The 15,434-nt window shown below is 58.9% G+C and carries 16 protein-coding genes; 6 read left to right on the top strand and 10 right to left on the bottom strand.

What is annotated here, in order from left to right; genetic code table 11:
- The first annotated feature begins 25 nt into the window (after window positions 1–25).
- Window positions 26–715, top strand: coding sequence for an HAD-IA family hydrolase (locus BFL40_RS06045; protein ID WP_071483088.1), 690 nt, complete (start codon window positions 26–28; stop codon window positions 713–715).
- Between the two features lie 50 nt (window positions 716–765).
- Here the strand turns inward: BFL40_RS06045 and BFL40_RS06040 are convergent, their stop codons facing one another.
- Window positions 766–1,512: a 3-oxoacyl-ACP reductase family protein gene (locus BFL40_RS06040; RefSeq protein WP_071483087.1), complete on the bottom strand. Its 747-nt coding sequence runs from the start codon at window positions 1,510–1,512 to the stop codon at window positions 766–768.
- A 126-nt stretch (window positions 1,513–1,638) separates the two neighbouring features.
- Here BFL40_RS06040 and BFL40_RS06035 point away from each other — a divergent pair, with 126 nt between their 5' ends.
- A complete protein-coding gene (locus BFL40_RS06035; protein WP_071483086.1) occupies window positions 1,639–2,562 on the top strand; it encodes a LysR family transcriptional regulator in 924 nt (307 codons plus the stop codon).
- A 131-nt stretch (window positions 2,563–2,693) separates the two neighbouring features.
- Here BFL40_RS06035 and BFL40_RS06030 read toward each other — a convergent pair whose 3' ends face one another.
- The 3 genes from BFL40_RS06030 to BFL40_RS06020 form a co-directional block, all read right to left on the bottom strand.
- Window positions 2,694–3,422 carry an aspartate/glutamate racemase family protein gene (locus tag BFL40_RS06030; RefSeq protein WP_071483085.1) on the bottom strand — a complete coding sequence of 243 codons (729 nt, stop codon included), beginning with the start codon at window positions 3,420–3,422 and terminating at the stop codon, window positions 2,694–2,696.
- Between the two features lie 13 nt (window positions 3,423–3,435).
- Window positions 3,436–4,965 (bottom strand): NCS1 family nucleobase:cation symporter-1, encoded by a 1,530-nt coding sequence (locus BFL40_RS06025; RefSeq protein ID WP_071483084.1) that lies wholly within the window; start codon window positions 4,963–4,965, stop codon window positions 3,436–3,438.
- Window positions 4,966–5,308: 343 nt separating this feature from the next.
- Window positions 5,309–6,043: a phosphoadenylyl-sulfate reductase gene (locus BFL40_RS06020; RefSeq protein WP_071483083.1), complete on the bottom strand. Its 735-nt coding sequence runs from the start codon at window positions 6,041–6,043 to the stop codon at window positions 5,309–5,311.
- 151 nt (window positions 6,044–6,194) lie between these two features.
- On the opposite strand from BFL40_RS06020, the gene thrH reads away from it, so the two are divergent.
- Window positions 6,195–6,812 carry a bifunctional phosphoserine phosphatase/homoserine phosphotransferase ThrH gene (thrH, locus tag BFL40_RS06015; RefSeq protein ID WP_071483082.1) on the top strand — a complete coding sequence of 206 codons (618 nt, stop codon included), beginning with the start codon at window positions 6,195–6,197 and terminating at the stop codon, window positions 6,810–6,812.
- A gap of 65 nt (window positions 6,813–6,877) precedes the next feature.
- Here thrH and BFL40_RS06010 read toward each other — a convergent pair whose 3' ends face one another.
- The 6 genes from BFL40_RS06010 to rloA form a co-directional block, all read right to left on the bottom strand.
- Entirely contained in the window at window positions 6,878–7,234 is a 357-nt protein-coding gene (locus tag BFL40_RS06010; RefSeq protein WP_071483081.1) for a helix-turn-helix domain-containing protein, read from the bottom strand.
- Window positions 7,234–7,536: a type II toxin-antitoxin system HigB family toxin gene (locus BFL40_RS06005; RefSeq protein ID WP_071483080.1), complete on the bottom strand. Its 303-nt coding sequence runs from the start codon at window positions 7,534–7,536 to the stop codon at window positions 7,234–7,236. Before BFL40_RS06005 ends, BFL40_RS06010 begins: the two co-directional genes overlap by 1 nt.
- Before the next feature lie 228 nt (window positions 7,537–7,764).
- On the bottom strand, window positions 7,765–9,108 hold the full coding sequence (gene pabB / locus BFL40_RS06000; RefSeq protein ID WP_071483079.1) for an aminodeoxychorismate synthase component I: 1,344 nt from the start codon (window positions 9,106–9,108) through the stop codon (window positions 7,765–7,767).
- Window positions 9,109–9,207: 99 nt separating this feature from the next.
- Entirely contained in the window at window positions 9,208–10,194 is a 987-nt protein-coding gene (locus BFL40_RS05995) for an alpha-L-glutamate ligase-like protein (RefSeq protein ID WP_071483078.1), read from the bottom strand.
- Complete coding sequence (rloB, locus tag BFL40_RS05990; protein ID WP_071483077.1) at window positions 10,194–11,726, bottom strand: osmotic stress tolerance membrane protein RloB; 1,533 nt, start codon at window positions 11,724–11,726, stop codon at window positions 10,194–10,196. The genes BFL40_RS05995 and rloB overlap by 1 nt, the downstream gene beginning before the upstream one ends.
- A 5-nt stretch (window positions 11,727–11,731) precedes the next feature.
- On the bottom strand, window positions 11,732–12,268 hold the full coding sequence (rloA, locus tag BFL40_RS05985; protein WP_071483076.1) for a retropepsin-like aspartic peptidase RloA: 537 nt from the start codon (window positions 12,266–12,268) through the stop codon (window positions 11,732–11,734).
- Window positions 12,269–12,538: 270 nt separating this feature from the next.
- Here rloA and BFL40_RS05980 point away from each other — a divergent pair, with 270 nt between their 5' ends.
- The 3 genes from BFL40_RS05980 to prpC are packed head-to-tail and all read left to right on the top strand — an operon-like array spanning window position 12,539 to window position 15,320.
- A complete protein-coding gene (locus BFL40_RS05980; protein WP_064453641.1) occupies window positions 12,539–13,261 on the top strand; it encodes a GntR family transcriptional regulator in 723 nt (240 codons plus the stop codon).
- Window positions 13,258–14,151 (top strand): methylisocitrate lyase, encoded by an 894-nt coding sequence (gene prpB / locus BFL40_RS05975; RefSeq protein WP_071483075.1) that lies wholly within the window; start codon window positions 13,258–13,260, stop codon window positions 14,149–14,151. Before BFL40_RS05980 ends, prpB begins: the two co-directional genes overlap by 4 nt.
- Before the next feature lie 41 nt (window positions 14,152–14,192).
- Window positions 14,193–15,320: a bifunctional 2-methylcitrate synthase/citrate synthase gene (prpC, locus tag BFL40_RS05970; protein ID WP_071483074.1), complete on the top strand. Its 1,128-nt coding sequence runs from the start codon at window positions 14,193–14,195 to the stop codon at window positions 15,318–15,320.
- The last annotated feature ends 114 nt before the right edge of the window (window positions 15,321–15,434 follow it).

Here is a 15,434-nt window from a genome sequence, read left to right as displayed (position 1 = left end):
GTCCTTCCTCCAGGGTTCTGTTGTGATGAATGCACCGCGTAGCGCAGTCGGTCCGATCAAGGCCGTGATTTTCGATATGGACGGATTGTTGCTGGATACTGAAGGCATCTACACCGAAGTTACGCAGATCATCGCCGAACGCTATGGTCGCACCTATGACTGGGGGATCAAGCAGCACATCATCGGGCGGGGGGCGCAGGACTTGGCCGACTACGTGGTTAAGGCTCTGGACTTGCCGATCACATCGGCTGAATTTCTCGAGATTCGCGAACCGCTGATGAGCGAGCGTTTCCCCAAAGCCCTTGGCATGCCCGGCGCAGAAGCCCTGGTGCGGCACTTGAAGGCGCACAACATTCCGATTGCCGTGGGCACCAGCTCGTCGCGCAATTCGTTTGGCCACAAAACCACCCAGCACCGCGAATGGTTTGGCCTGTTCGGCACCATCGTCACCGCCGATGACCCGGAAGTCGGTGCCGCGAAACCTGCGCCGGATATCTTCCTCACCGCCGCGCGCCGCTTGGGTGTTGCGCCCGAGGATTGTCTGGTGTTCGAGGATTCGCCGTTTGGTGTCACCGCCGCCAAGGCCGCCAACATGACCGCTATCGCTGTGCCCGATGAAGCCATGGCCGACAGCAAGTACCACCACGCCGACCAGATCATCCGCAAACTCGCGGACTTCGACTTGGCGGCCTACGGCCTGCCGCCTTTGCGCTGAATAAACGCGGTCCAAAATGTGGGAGCTGGCAAGCCAGCTCCCACATTGGGTTATGCGCTAAACCCACCATCGATGCTCAGGCTGGCACCCGTGATGTACCCAGCTTCCGGCCCCACCAGGTAGGCCACAAAACTGGCAATCTCCTCGACATGGCCATAACGGCCTATCGCCATCAACTCAATCAAACTCTCGGCAAAATCACTGTTCGCAGGGTTCATGTCGGTGTCCACCGGCCCAGGCTGCACATTGTTAATCGTGATGCCCCGTGGCCCCAGATCCCGGGCCAAACCCTTAGTCAGCCCCACCAGCGCCGATTTGCTCATCGCATACGGCCCGCCCCCGCCAAACGGCATGCGCTCGGCGTTAGTGCTACCGATGTTGATCACGCGGCCACCTTCACCCATATGCTTTGCTGCTTCCTGGGTCGCGATAAATACGCTGCGTACGTTGACTGCTAGGGTCTGGTCAAAATCTTCCAGCTTGAAATCGTCCAGCGGCGCGATGGCCAGTACGCCGGCGTTATTCACCAGGATATCCAGGCGTCCGAAGGCTTCGACGGTGGCGTTGACCGCGTTGCGAATCGCCGTGGCATCGGCGCTGTCGGCGTGAATAGCCAGGGCTTTGCCGCCTTCGCTGATCACGCTGTTCTGCAGCTCTTGAGCCTTGGCGGCAGAGCTGACGTAGGTAAAGGCCACGGCTGCACCTTGTTTTGCCAAGCGCTTGACGATGGCGGCGCCGATGCCGCGGGAACCGCCTTGAATCAAGGCGACTTTGCCGCTGAGGTTTTGTGTGGTCATGTCGATCTCCTAGCTGTTCAAGGCAGGATGCCTTGTTGATGGAGCCGAGTATCGACCTCACCCACCCCAGCCGGTAGACCGTGATTGCTATAGTCTGTGTAAACCAAAAGTTTAGAGTGGGTCGGTATGGAGAGCTTTGGCAGTATCGAATGCTTTGTGCGCAGCGCCGAAGGCGGCAGCTTTGCCGAAGCGGCCCGGCACCTGAGTTTGACCCCGGCAGCCGTGGGAAAAAGTGTTGCCAAGTTGGAGGCGCGCCTCGGTGTCAGGCTGTTCCAGCGCAGTACTCGCCGCCTGACGCTGACTGAAGCTGGCAAGCTGTTCCTCGAAGAAGTCAGCGGCAGTCTTACGACTATCCAGAATGCCGTGGCCAACCTGGCCAGCGCCGAAGGGCGACCGGTGGGCACGCTCAAGGTCAGCATGGGCACCGTGTTTGGCAATCGGTACGTAATGCCGTTGCTGGGGGAGTTTATGCGGCGCTTCCCGGATATCAGCCCGGATTGGCATTTCGATAATCGCCAGGTCGACCTGATTGGCCAGGGTTTTGATGCCGCGATCGGCGGTGGTTTTGAGCTGCCCCAGGGTGTGGTCGCACGTAAGCTGACGCCGGCGCACCGGGTATTGGTGGCCTCGCCGGGCTACCTGGCGCAACGCCCGCCGGTGACGACCCCCGAAGACTTGGGGCGCTGCAAAGGCATCCTGATCCGTTCACCGCAAACCGGACGCATACGTTCCTGGCAACTGACCAGCCTCGAGCGCGAACAGCGCCCGCTGCTGCTCAAGCCCGGCATGACCATGAGCGATTCCGAAGCGGCCTGTTGCGCCAGCGCCCAAGGCTTGGGCATTGCGCTGGTGAGCATGCCGATGGCCGTGCCCTTCCTCGACAGCGGCGCGGTGGTGCGCGTGTTGCCTGACTGGTTCGTCGATGATGGCAACATCTCCATCTATTACGCCGAACACAAACTGCTGCCCGGTAAGACCCGGGTGTTTGTGGATTTCATCATTGAGCAGTTTGCCGAGCAGCAGTGGGGGCGCCGGTTCAGTGCGGTTTGATCGATGTCTGTAGACCGAGTCGCTGCCATCGCAGGCAATCCAGCGCCTACAGGAGAATGCATTCCAAGCGTGAAGCCTGGAGTGCGATCAACTGTGGGAGCCGGGCTTGCCCGCGATGCAGGCGCCTCGGTCTACCGTCCGAACTTACCCGGCCAGCCGATGACCTTCTTCGGCCGTGGCGTCGCATAGGTCCGGATCTTCGACGTCGACAACCCCAATCGCACCAGCGACTCAGCAATCGTCACCGCCGCTGTCACCCCATCCACCACCGGCACGCCGGTGCGGTAGCGAATCTGTTCATCCAGCCCTGCCATGCCGCCGCAGCCCAGGCAGATCACTTCGGCCTTGTCCTCGCTGATCGCCAACTCGGCTTGGCGCACGATGGCTTCCATGGCGGCCAGCGGGTCTTCTTCCAGCTCCAGCACCGCCATGCCGCTGGCGCGCACCGAGGCGCAGCGCTGATACAGTCCGGCGAGTTTCAGGCGGTCTTCGATCAATGGCACGGTACGGTCCAGCGTGGTAACCACCGAATAGGCATGCCCCAAGAACATCGCCGTGCTGGCTGCCGCTTCGGTGATGTCCACCACCGGCACATTCAGCAACTCCTGCAAACCTTCACGGCCATGCTCGCCGTAGCCCGCCTGGATCACCGCGTCAAACGGTTGGTCGTAGGCCATCACCCGGTCCATCACCGCGATGGCTGCCAGGTAGCTTTCAAAATTGCCTTCCACCGATTCGGCGCCGAAGTAGGGGGTGAGCCCGACAATCTCGGTGCCGGGCGAGGCCACGGCCCGCGCCTGTTGGGCGATGGTTTCAGTGATGGATTCGGTGGTGTTGACGTTGACCACGAGGATGCGCATGGAATGTCCTTGATTAGTGACTGACGTTATCGACTGCAATGCTTTCGCCGCTGACATCGGCGTAGAACGGTTGGCGCTTGGCAATCAGCAGGTACAACAGCCCCGCAATACCAGCGCCAAACATCCAGGAGAAGGGGGAGACGCTGGCAAAGCCTGGCAACAGCGCCAGCAGAATGGCGATGACTGCCGCAGGAATAAACGCCGCCACCGCGCGTAAATTGACCCCGCGGCTGTAGTAATAAACGCCATTTGGGTCTTCGCTATACAACTGCAAGACATCCACTTGGCTTTTACGAATCAGCCAGTAATCGACCATGATCACCCCGTAAAGCGGCCCCAGCAGTGCGCCGAGGCCGGAGAGGAAATACACGATGACCAGCGGGCTGTTGTAGAGGTTCCACGGCAGGATCAGCACCGCTACGGTGGCGCTGATCAGCCCGGCGCGGCGGAAGTTCAGGTACTTGGGCGCCAGGTTGCTCAGTACAAAGGCCGGGGCGACAAAGTTGGCCATGATGTTCACCGCCACGGTGACGATCAGGAACGCCAGGCAGCCCAGCACGAGGAAGAAGGTATTGGGAATGGCCGCAATGATTTCGGTCGGGCTTTCGATCACCCGGCCATTGAGTTGGAACTGCCCACCGCACAGCAGCACGGTGATTGAGGCAAATACCAGGATGTTGACTGGCAGGCCCCAGAAGTTGCCGACTTGAATGGTCTTGCGGCACGGAGAGGAACGGGCGAAGTCGCAGAAATTGAGGATCAGCGTGCCGTAGATCGTTAGCCACAGCGCACCGCCGGCAAAGATATTGCGCCACATCTCGCCACCGCTCAGCGGCTCGCGGATTGACCAGGCAATATTGCCGCCGACCTGGAAGTACATCCAACCGGCCAGCGAGGCCACGGTCACCAAAATCACGGGCCCGGCGAACGCTTCATAGCGGCGCACCATTTCCATGCCATAAGCCAGGATCGCCAACTGCACAAACCAGATCGCCACGAAACACGCCCAGCCCAGGGTCGACAGGCCGAGAATCGAGTTGTGGTCGTAGTCGGCAAAACCGGGGTGAATCGCCGACAGCAGCACGCGGAAAACCACCGACGCCAGGTAGGTCTGGATACCAAACCAGGCAATTGCAATCACTGCGCGGATTAGTGCCGGAATCTGTGCCCCATGGATGCCGAAACTGATACGGCTGATCACCGGAAACGGCACACCGGTTTTCTGGCCCATATACCCCGACAAGTTCATGAAGAAGTACACCAGCGCTGCGCCGATACCCAGGGATAACAGGATCTGCCAGCCACCAAGCCCCAACGCATATAAGCCGATGGCGAACGAATAATTGGCGATGTTGTGCACGTCATTGGTCCATAGCGCAAAGATGCTGTAGCGCCCCCAACGTCGGCCCTCGGCCTTGGTGGGCGCCAAATCTTTGTTGTGCAGGCGTGGGCTGAGCACCAGCGGGCCGGGGCTCGTGGCCTCAGGGTTCAGGGCGGAGGAGGGCAGATCCAGTGCGATATTATTCGAGAGGCTTGTACGCATTCCGGCAGGCTCCAGCGCATCTGCAGGCAAGCCGCGGATGGCAAGGTGTATGTAGGTTTTGTATTTATTGTATACAAAGTGTGATTCACCTTAAGCCACATGCGTGCCAGTTTTCGATCTATGAAAGCTTCGGCTAATTTCGTTTTTATAAGTGATTTGAATAACTATCTGAATTTAAAGCGTTATAAATTGACCGTTTGAACAGGTATTTATTTTCTGTGGGAAGTTGCTTTAAAACTGGAGGGATTTTGAGGCGAGGAATGATGTAACTTTTCGGTGCGTATTTTTATAAGTGCACACAAAAATGGCACCTATGGTGACATTTTTGTGTACAGGATTTTGGTCACGCCTTGCTGATGATATTCCCCGCGTGCAGCCCGCATTCCTTCTGCGTGGCTTCCTCCCACCACCAGCGGCCTTCACGTTCGTGCTGGTTCGGTAATACCGGGCGGGTGCAGGGCTCGCAGCCAATGCTGATAAAACCGCGCTCATGCAGGCTGTTATACGGCAGCTCCAGCATGCGGATGTAACCCCAGACTTCCTCACTGGTCATTTGCGCCAGTGGGTTGAACTTGTACAGGGTGCGTTCCGGGGTCGAGAAGGCCGTGTCGATTTCCAGCGCCGCCACTTGGCTGCGGGTGCCGGGGCTCTGGTCGCGGCGTTGACCGGTGGCCCAGGCACTTACCCCGGAGAGTTTGCGGCGCAGCGGCTCGATTTTGCGCACACCGCAACATTCGCCATGGCCGTCCTTGTAGAAGCTGAACAGGCCCTTTTCCTTGACGAAAGGCTCCAGCTTGGTCTGGTCAGGCGAAATCAGTTCGATGTCGATCTTGTAGAACTCGCGCACCTGCTCGATAAACCGGTAGGTCTCCGGGTGCAAGCGGCCGGTGTCGAGGCTGAACACCTTGACGTTTTTGTTCAGCTTCCAGGCCATATCGACCAGTACCACGTCCTCGGCACCGCTGAAGGAGATCCAGAGGTCATCACCGAACTGGCTGAATGCCAGTTTGAGGATGTCCTGGGCGGATTTGTTGGCGTAAGTCGCGGCGAGTTCAGCGACGTCGAAGGTTTGGTTCATCAGGACGGTTCCTACAGGTCAGTGGCGCTGAGCGCTCTATAGGGGAACGATGGTATCAAAATCCGCCCTGCGTTGCGGCGGCGAGCTTGAATCGCTAGAGTTCGGCAGTCCTTTTGCTCGCTCAACTAACAACATCTAATGGGAGTGTCTTGTGGAAATTGCCTGTCTCGACCTGGAAGGGGTGCTGGTTCCGGAAATCTGGATCGCCTTCGCCGAAAAAACCGGTATTGAATCCCTGCGGGCCACCACCCGCGACATTCCCGACTACGACGTGCTGATGAAGCAACGCCTGCGCATCCTCGACGAACATGGGCTCAAGCTCGGTGATATTCAGGAGGTGATCGCCACTCTCAAGCCGCTGGACGGCGCCATTGAGTTCGTCAACTGGCTGCGCGAGCGCTTCCAGGTGGTGATCCTGTCAGACACCTTCTACGAATTTTCCCAGCCGTTGATGCGTCAACTGGGTTTCCCGACCTTGTTGTGCCATCGCCTGATTACCGATGAAAACGACCGGGTGGTGAGTTATCAACTGCGCCAGAGAGACCCCAAGCGCCAGTCGGTATTAGCCTTCAAGAGTCTTTACTACCGCGTGATCGCCGCCGGCGACTCCTATAACGACACCACCATGCTGGGCGAAGCCGACCGTGGGATTTTGTTCCATGCGCCGGAGAATGTGATTCGCGAGTTCCCGCAGTTCCCGGCGGTGCATACGTTTGAGGATTTGAAGAAAGAGTTCATCAAGGCTTCGAATCGGCAGTTGAGTCTGTAAGCCATTCAGCGGAGTTGATGACCCCATCGCGGGCGAGCCTGCGATGGCCACTACACGATTTCCTGCTAAACCCCCGCCAGCAACCTCTCATAAGGAATGCTCAAGCCTTCATGCAGGCGTTTGATCATCGACAGGCTCAGCTTGCGCTTGTGGTTCAACACTTCTGACACCCGACCACTGGTGCCGATAAAGGGCTCCAGGTCGCGGGCGGTCATGCCCAGTTGCTCCATGCGAAACTTGATGGCCTCTACCGGGTCCGAAGGTGGCATTTGATAATGCTCCGCCTCGTATTTTTCGATGAGTATTGCGAGGATCTCCAGTTCGTCACCCTCAGGCGAGCCGATGTCCGCTCCCCATATCTGCTCCACCCGCGCGAGCGCGGCGGTCAGGTCCTCCGGGGAATGTATAGGTTTGATGTTCATCACACGGTCTCCGCGTTGATCTGATCGTACTGTGCATGGGTTCCCACGAAACGAATGAACCCAAGCTGTCGCTGATAATCGATCGCCATGATCACTCGATACTTGTTGCCGCCTACGTTGAATACAACCCTGCCGCCTTTGAGAATGCTCGCTGTTCTGAGCTCTACTTTGAGTGCCTGTGGCGTCGGGTAAGTAGCCTTTTCCATATGGCGATACAGCTCGACAAGGGGCGTTTTGGCATCGGTATAAGCCCTGTGGCTTTCCCAGAATATTCGCAAGGTGGATAGAGCGATTATCCGCATCGCTGAAACCTCCCGATTTGGGAGATGTTAGGTGCGATTAGGTGGAGATGCAATCTCGGAAATAATTTCTGACGAGTAGGCAGTCGCTTCATGTGATCCTTCACAGACGGCTGGTGGGCGGTTGGAGCTGGACGCTATCCTCCAGTTTATGCCCCGTCCACCACCGTTCTGATTCAGGTTTTGTCCCGTCAATGCCTCTGTCTTCGAGAGGCAGGATTGGCCTGCGTGCTACAAGTTTTCCAAAGTTTGTAACAACACCCGCACTTTCGTCAGCGACTCCTGATACTCCGCTTCCCACTCCGAGTCCGCCACGATCCCGCCGCCGCCCCAGCAGCACACCTGCCCATCCTTGACCAACAGGCTACGAATGGCGATGGAACTGTCCATTTCACCGCGTACGTCCAGGTACACCAACGAGCCGCAGTACAGCCCGCGACGCGTCGGCTCCAGTTCGTCGATGATCTGCATTGCACGAATCTTGGGTGCGCCGGTAATGGAGCCGCCGGGGAAGCTGCCCGCGATCAGGTCGAGGGCGTCTTTGTCATCGGCCAACTCACCGGTAACGCTGCTCACCAGGTGGTGCACGTTGGGGTAGCTTTCCAGGCTGAACAGCTCCGGCACGTTGACCGAACCGATGCGACAGGTGCGGCCAAGATCGTTGCGCAGCAGGTCGACGATCATCAGGTTTTCGGCGCGGTCCTTGGGGCTGGCCAGCAGTTCGGCGGCGTTGGCGGCGTCCTCTTCGGGCGTTAAACCGCGAGGGCGGGTGCCTTTGATGGGGCGGGTTTCGACCTGACGTTCGCTGATCCTGACGAAACGCTCCGGCGACAGGCTGAGCACCGCGCCGTCATCCGGCAAGCTCTGGAACCCGGAAAATGGCGTGGGGCAGGCTTCACGCAGGGCGCAGTAGGCCGTCCATGGATCACCGATGCACGGCGAGCGAAAGCGCTGAGCGAAGTTGACCTGGTAGCAGTCACCGGCTTGGATGTAGTCCTGGATGCGCCCGATGGCTTGTTTGTAAGCCTCGGCGGTGAGGTCAGGTGCCATGGGACCAAGGAGTTTGAAGGTGACAGGTGTTTCAGTGGCAGGTTGGCTGAACAGGCCGATCAGCCGTTGCCGCTCGCTGCTGGCTAACGTCGGGTGAAAAACTAACTGACTGGTTTGTGCCAGGTGATCGCTGATGAGCGCCCAGGCATACAACCCAAAGCGTGCATCCGGCAGATGCAAATCGTCCGCTGCAAGGTGCGGCATTTGTTCCAGGTGTCGGCCGAAGTCGTAGCTTAGATAGCCGATCAAGCCGCCGGCAAAGGGCAGTTCTAAACCAGTGGGCAATAGCGCTTCACCCAACTGCGTCAGGTTTTCGCGCAGGCGCTGTAGGAAATCACCACCGCTTTCGTCAGGCCAAACCGTCAAGGTGGCTTGCGGCCAAGCGCTGAGCACGTCATAGCGTCCACGTTCGGCAGCCGGGCGGCCACTGTCCAGCAGCACCGCGCCGGGGGCATGGCGGATCGCCGCGAAATACTCGGCAGGGTTGGCCCGGTAGGGCAGCGGGTGTACGGAACAGGTCGACATGCGGGGTGGATCAGCCGTTGGCTTGGGGGAGGCGATTGTAGTCCCCCGTAGGGTCTGGTCCTAGAGGGGATGTCGGGGATAGGCAGATTGAAAGCCGGATCAGCCTTCTACGGTAGGTACATGCCCGAACATTTCCTGCACGAACTTCACCCGTTCTTCCGGGGTTTCCGTTACACCCGCTGCCTTCAGGTCTTCCAGTCGCGCTTCCACTGCATGCGTGCGCAAAGTCAGGCCGCAGTCGTTGGCGATCTGGATATTCAGCCCCGGCCGCGCATTCAGCTCGAGGATCAGCGGGCCTTTTTCCTGGTCCAGCACCATGTCCACACCGATGTAACCCAGCCCGCACAACTCATAGCAGCCTGCCGCCAGCTTCATGAAGCCATCCCAGTTAGGCAGTTGCACGCCATCTACCGCGTTGGTGGTGTCGGGGTGTTTGGTGATGATGTTGTTCAGCCAGGTGCCGCGCAGGGTCAGGCCGGTGGCCAGGTCGACACCTACGCCGATCGCGCCCTGGTGCAGGTTGGCCTTACCGCCTGACTGACGGGTCGGCAAGCGCAGCATCGCCATCACCGGGTAGCCCATCAGCACGATGATGCGAATATCCGGCACACCTTCGTAGCTGATGCTTTTGAAGATCTGGTCGGGCACCACGCGGTATTCAATCAGCGCGCGGTCGCGGTGGCCGCCCAGGGAATACAGGCCGGTGAGAATGCTGGAGATCTGATGTTCGATTTCTTCATGGCTGATGATCTTGCCGGACACCGTGCGATAGCGACCCTCAAAACGGTCGGCGATCACCAGGATGCCATCACCGCCGGCGCCTTGGGCCGGTTTGATCACGAAGTCGTTGCGCCCGCCGATGATCTCATCGAGCTTGTCGATTTCCTTCTCGGTGGAGATTACTCCGTACATCTGCGGCACATGGATGCCGGCTGCGAGGGCTCGTTCCTTGGTGATGATCTTGTCATCGACGATCGGGTACAGGCTGCGCTTGTTGTACTTGAGCACGTAGTCGGCGTTACGCCGGTTGATGCCCATGATCCCCCGCGCTTCGAGGGCCTTCCAGGTCTTCCAGAAGCCGAACATTACGAATCAGCCTTCAAAAAGGCCTTGAAACGCACCAGTTCGGTCAGGCGGTAGCCGCGATAACGACCCATGGCCAGCATGAACCCCACCAGAATCAGCAGGATCGCCGGGAAGGTAAACACGAAGTAGATCAGCTCCGGCACGCTCATGATGATGTGCGCAAGCGATGCGGCGAACAGCGTACCCATCGCGACTTTCAGTGCATGACTGGCGCCGCGTTCTTCCCAGGTGATCGACAGGCGTTCGATGGTCATGGTCAGAATCACCATCGGGAACAGCGCCACCGACAGCCCGCGCTCCAGCCCTAGCTTGTGGCTGAACAGGCTGATGGCCGCAATCAATACCACCACGAAGGTCAACACCACCGACAGTCTCGGCAGCATCTGCAACTTCAAATGTTCAAGGTACGACCTGAGGGATAAACCCAGCGCCGTAATAATGGTGAACAGCGCAATCCCGAAGCCCAGTTGCGTCTCGCGGAACGCCAGGGCGATCAGCACCGGGGTAAAGGTGCCCAGGGTCTGCAGGCCGATCAGGTTGCGCAGGATCAGAATCACCAGCACGCCAATCGGGATCATCACCATGATCATGAAGGTCTGCTGGGTTTGCAGCGGCAGGCCGTACAGCGAGTATTCGAGGAAGTTGGCGTCAGTGTTTTCGTCGGTCAGCTTGGCCAGACGAATCGCGTTCATTTCACTGTTGTTCAAGCTGAAGGTGACCATCGCCTTCTTGCCGCCATCGACGGTGATCAGGTTTTCATCGCCGGTCCACCACAGCAGGCGGTCGGCGGGCAGGCCTTGCTCGCCGGTTTCCGGGTTGAAGTACAGCCAGTCATTACCGTTGAAGCTGCGCAGCCACAGTTCCGGGGTTTGCGGCTGGTCGGCGACCAGGCGGATGGTGTGGACTTTTTCCACCGGCACGTGGGCGATGGACAGCAGCAGCTCGACGATTTTGGCCTTGTGCGGTGTCGACGGGTCGCCCGCCAGCAGCAGTTTCACATTGTCGTCGTTGAGGTTGTTGGTGCGCTTGATGGTTTCGCCGATAAAGGTCTCGACGTCGGCCGAGTGCTGGCGGATCGGTGCCAGCAAGGCTTCTGCGGCGATCTTTTCCGGACCTTCCACGGCGATGCTGTCACGGAAGGTCGGGCCCTTGACCTTGACCTTTTCGCCGCTGTAACGCTTGGTCAGCACCAGGCGGTAATACAGGGTTTGCTTGCCTTTGGCCCGGCGTGCCGACCAGGTAACCTTGCGGTTGCCATCGATGCGGTTAACGCTCACACCGTAATTATTTGAGATGAAGCTCTCATTGAGGCTGACGAAGTCGCGGCTCAGGGGCGGCACGAACATCGAAATCTTCACCGGGTCTTTGGGGTTGGCGACGAACTCGACCTTGGCGTCGATGTTCCACAGATCGTCGGTGGCGTCCTCGGTAACGGGGATTCCCAGCACGAAAATCTGGTAGGCAGTGACCGAAATACCTAGCACCACCAGTAGGGTGATCAAGATTTTCAGGTGCAGGGTCAGAGAGCGCATTCGGTTTACTCGGCGGTATGAGCGTCGGCGGCGCAGGCAGGTTTGCCCGCTGCATATTTAAGACTGGGGTCGACCAGCGCATCAAAGCGTTTCAACGCTTCGGAGCCGATCAACAGCGGGTATTGGAAAGCGCTGCGGTCAGTCAAGTTCACTTCGATGCTGCGTAAAGCGCTGCCCATGCAGATATCCAGGGCAATCACCGGGCGGGCGGTGTAGTTCTTGTCCTCATCGGGATCGTAGTCGCCGGCGCGGCGCTTGATCTTGCTGACCCGGGCCAGGGGGCGTTCGATGGGGTGGGAATGGGCGGTGTCGATGGCCAGGTAGAAGCGCACCCAGGATTCGCCATTACGCTTGAAACGCTTGATATCGCGGGCACTCAACGAAGCGGTCTTGGCGCCGGTGTCGAGTTTGGCGGCTACTTCCAGATCGATGCCCGCAAGCTTTGCGTACTCATTCAGGCCATACACGGTCTTCTCGGCGGCAACGCCAAGGCCGGGTAAGGTCAGCAGACAAATTAATAGAAGGAAGGGCTTGAGTCTCATAGATCCTGAGGCGGTGCCGTGCGATGTTCAATTCAAGGCGACTGGCATTGCTGCGCAATCTCTGGTGCGCCATTTCATCACGTGATGTCAGGCAAAAGCGGCGGGCATTCTAACATGATGCTTTTCTGGCGCCAGCGCTGGCAGGCGGCCATGCCCCTATAGAGTGCAAAAGGGGTTATTAGACGATTGTCGACAATGTTGATTTATTCTTTGACTGCAAGGCGCTAATTAGCTAGTTTTTGCGACATTGATTTTAAAGGTGTCGACAATATGCTGGATCAGCTGGAAACCCCAGTGGTGGCGCAAGACGATTCCCAGACCATGTCCGAGAACGTCTTCCGGCGTATCCAGGCTGCCATCGTCAAGGGCGAAATTGCCCCCGGCAGCAAGATTTCCGAGCCGGAGCTGGCGCGCACCTACGGCATCAGCCGCGGCCCGTTGCGCGAGGCGATCCACCGTCTGGAAGGCCAGCGCCTGCTGGTGCGCGTGCCCCACGTCGGAGCGCGGGTAGTTTCCCTGAGTCACGCCGAACTGATCGAACTCTATGAAATCCGCGAATCCCTCGAAGGCATGGCGTGCCGTCTGGCTGCCGAGCGCATGACTGACGCGGAAATCGAAGAACTGCGCCAGGTGTTGCACACCCATGAGCGCGACGAAGCGTTCCAGGCTGGCCTCGGGTACTACCAGCAGGAAGGCGACTTCGACTTTCATTACCGGATCATCCAGGGCGCCGGCAATCGCACCCTCACCCAAATGCTCTGCGGCGAGCTGTACCAATTGGTGCGCATGTACCGCATCCAGTTCTCCGCCACCCCCAATCGTCCACGCCAGGCCTTTGCCGAGCATCACCGCATTCTTGATGCGATTGCCGATCGCGACGGTGAGCTGGCCGAGTTATTGATGCGCCGCCATATCGGCGCCTCCAAACGCAATATTGCTCGTCATTTTCCCGACGGCGCCCCCCAGACAGCCACTCAGCGAGGTGAGTCATGAGTTCCAACAATAAGAGCACTCCAGGCCAGCGTTTCCGTGATGCGGTCGCCAGCGAACAGCCGTTGCAGGTGGTCGGCGCGATCAACGCCAACCACGCGCTGCTGGCCAAGCGCGCCGGTTTCAAGGCGATCTACCTGTCGGGTGGCGGCGTCGCTGCCGGCTCCCTCGGCGTGCCGGACCTGGGCATCACTGGCTTGGATGACGTGCTGACTGACGTGCGCCGCATCACCGACGTGTGCGACCTGCCGCTGTTGGTGGACGTGGACACCGGTTTCGGCTCCTCGGCGTTCAACGTGGCGCGCACCGTCAAGTCGATGATCAAGTTCGGCGCGGCGGCGATTCACATCGAAGACCAGGTCGGCGCCAAGCGCTGCGGGCATCGCCCGAACAAAGAAATCGTGTCCCAGCAGGAAATGGTCGACCGCATCAAGGCTGCCGTGGATGCGCGCACCGATGACAGCTTTGTGATCATGGCGCGCACCGATGCGCTGGCCGTCGAAGGTTTGGAGTCCGCCCTGGAGCGTGCCGCCGCCTGTATTGAAGCTGGCGCCGATATGGTGTTCCCGGAAGCCATCACTGAGCTGGAGATGTACAAGCTGTTCGCCTCCCGCGTGAAAGCGCCGATTCTGGCCAATATCACCGAATTCGGTTCGACCCCGCTGTACACCGTCGAACAGTTGAAATCTGCCGATGTTTCCATCGTGTTGTACCCGCTCTCGGCCTTCCGTGCCATGAACAAGGCCGCCGAGAACGTCTACACCGCGATTCGTCGCGATGGCACTCAGCAGAACGTGATCGACACCATGCAAACCCGCATGGAGCTTTACGATCGCATTGACTATCACACCTTCGAGCAGAAGCTCGACGCGCTGTTCGCCGCGAAAAAGTAACGAACGCGCCTCCCTAATAAATTCAAGATTGGAGAACAGACATGGCTGAAGCAAAAGTACTGAGCGGCGCCGGCCTGCGTGGCCAAGTGGCTGGGCAGACCGCACTGTCCACCGTGGGCCAGGCCGGTGCCGGCCTGACTTATCGCGGCTACGATGTGCGCGAACTCGCCGCTGACGCGCAGTTTGAAGAAGTCGCCTATCTGCTGTTGTACGGTGAACTGCCGACCCAGACCGAACTGGCCGCCTACAGCGCCAAGCTGAGCAAACTGCGCGACCTGCCTCAGGCGCTGAAAGAAGTGCTGGAACGCATTCCCGCCGACGCCCACCCGATGGACGTTATGCGCACCGGTTGCTCGTTCCTCGGCAATATCGAGCCCGAGAAAGATTTCAGCGTGCAGCACGATGTCACTGACCGCTTGCTCGCGGCCTTCCCGGCGATCATGTGTTACTGGTACCGCTTCAGCCACGACGGTAAACGCATTAACTGCGTGACCGACGAGCCAAGCATCGGCGGCCATTTCCTGCACCTGCTGCACGGCAAGAAACCGAGCGAGTTGCACGTCAAAGTGATGAACGTGTCGCTGATCCTCTACGCCGAACACGAATTCAACGCCTCGACCTTTACCGCTCGGGTGTGTGCTTCGACGCTGTCTGACCTCTATTCTTGCGTCACCGCCGCCATTGGCTCCCTGCGCGGCCCGTTGCACGGCGGCGCCAATGAAGCAGCGATGGAAATGATCGAGCGTTTCGCCTCAGCCCAGGAAGCCATCGATGGCACCCTCGGCATGCTGGCGCGCAAGGACAAGATCATGGGCTTCGGCCACGCGATCTATAAAGACAGCGACCCGCGCAACGAAGTGATCAAGGGCTGGGCGAAAAAACTCGCTGACGAGGTGGGTGACAAGGTGTTGTTCCCTGTGTCCGAAGCCATCGACAAGACCATGTGGGAACAGAAAAAACTGTTCCCCAACGCCGACTTCTACCATGCCTCGGCGTACCACTTCATGGGCATCCCGACCAAGCTGTTCACCCCGATCTTCGTGTGCTCGCGGCTCACCGGGTGGGCCGCGCATGTGTTCGAACAGCGTGCCAACAACCGCATCATCCGTCCGAGCGCCGAGTACGTCGGCGTTGAGCAGCGCAAGTTCGTGCCAATCGAACGTCGCTGAGTGAGGAAACCGGCGATTTGGGGGTGAAAACCCAATCAAATGTGGGAGGGAGCAAGCCCCCTCCCACCTTGGTCAGTCGCCATTTTCTCCTTTTGTAACCACCGTGACCGAGTC

The organism is Pseudomonas costantinii (genome assembly GCF_001870435.1).
Classification (GTDB): domain Bacteria; phylum Pseudomonadota; class Gammaproteobacteria; order Pseudomonadales; family Pseudomonadaceae; genus Aquipseudomonas; species Aquipseudomonas costantinii.
The sequence above is the reverse complement of the archived record's forward strand: the minus strand, read 5'-3'. Positions and strand labels throughout refer to the sequence as shown.

Excerpts from the sequence above, each read along its gene's own strand:
- BFL40_RS06045 (WP_071483088.1), top strand. The coding sequence starts at position 26 with ATGAATGCACCGCGTAGCGCAGTCGGTCCGATCAAGGCCGTGATTTTC.
- BFL40_RS06040 (WP_071483087.1), bottom strand. The coding sequence starts at position 1,512 with ATGACCACACAAAACCTCAGCGGCAAAGTCGCCTTGATTCAAGGCGGT.
- BFL40_RS06035 (WP_071483086.1), top strand. The coding sequence starts at position 1,639 with ATGGAGAGCTTTGGCAGTATCGAATGCTTTGTGCGCAGCGCCGAAGGC.
- BFL40_RS06030 (WP_071483085.1), bottom strand. The coding sequence starts at position 3,422 with ATGCGCATCCTCGTGGTCAACGTCAACACCACCGAATCCATCACTGAA.
- BFL40_RS06025 (WP_071483084.1), bottom strand. The coding sequence starts at position 4,965 with ATGCGTACAAGCCTCTCGAATAATATCGCACTGGATCTGCCCTCCTCC.
- BFL40_RS06020 (WP_071483083.1), bottom strand. The coding sequence starts at position 6,043 with ATGAACCAAACCTTCGACGTCGCTGAACTCGCCGCGACTTACGCCAAC.
- BFL40_RS06010 (WP_071483081.1), bottom strand. The coding sequence starts at position 7,234 with ATGAACATCAAACCTATACATTCCCCGGAGGACCTGACCGCCGCGCTC.
- BFL40_RS06005 (WP_071483080.1), bottom strand. The coding sequence starts at position 7,536 with ATGCGGATAATCGCTCTATCCACCTTGCGAATATTCTGGGAAAGCCAC.
- pabB (WP_071483079.1), bottom strand. The coding sequence starts at position 9,108 with ATGTCGACCTGTTCCGTACACCCGCTGCCCTACCGGGCCAACCCTGCC.
- BFL40_RS05995 (WP_071483078.1), bottom strand. The coding sequence starts at position 10,194 with ATGTTCGGCTTCTGGAAGACCTGGAAGGCCCTCGAAGCGCGGGGGATC.
- rloB (WP_071483077.1), bottom strand. The coding sequence starts at position 11,726 with ATGCGCTCTCTGACCCTGCACCTGAAAATCTTGATCACCCTACTGGTG.
- rloA (WP_071483076.1), bottom strand. The coding sequence starts at position 12,268 with ATGAGACTCAAGCCCTTCCTTCTATTAATTTGTCTGCTGACCTTACCC.
- BFL40_RS05980 (WP_064453641.1), top strand. The coding sequence starts at position 12,539 with ATGCTGGATCAGCTGGAAACCCCAGTGGTGGCGCAAGACGATTCCCAG.
- prpB (WP_071483075.1), top strand. The coding sequence starts at position 13,258 with ATGAGTTCCAACAATAAGAGCACTCCAGGCCAGCGTTTCCGTGATGCG.
- prpC (WP_071483074.1), top strand. The coding sequence starts at position 14,193 with ATGGCTGAAGCAAAAGTACTGAGCGGCGCCGGCCTGCGTGGCCAAGTG.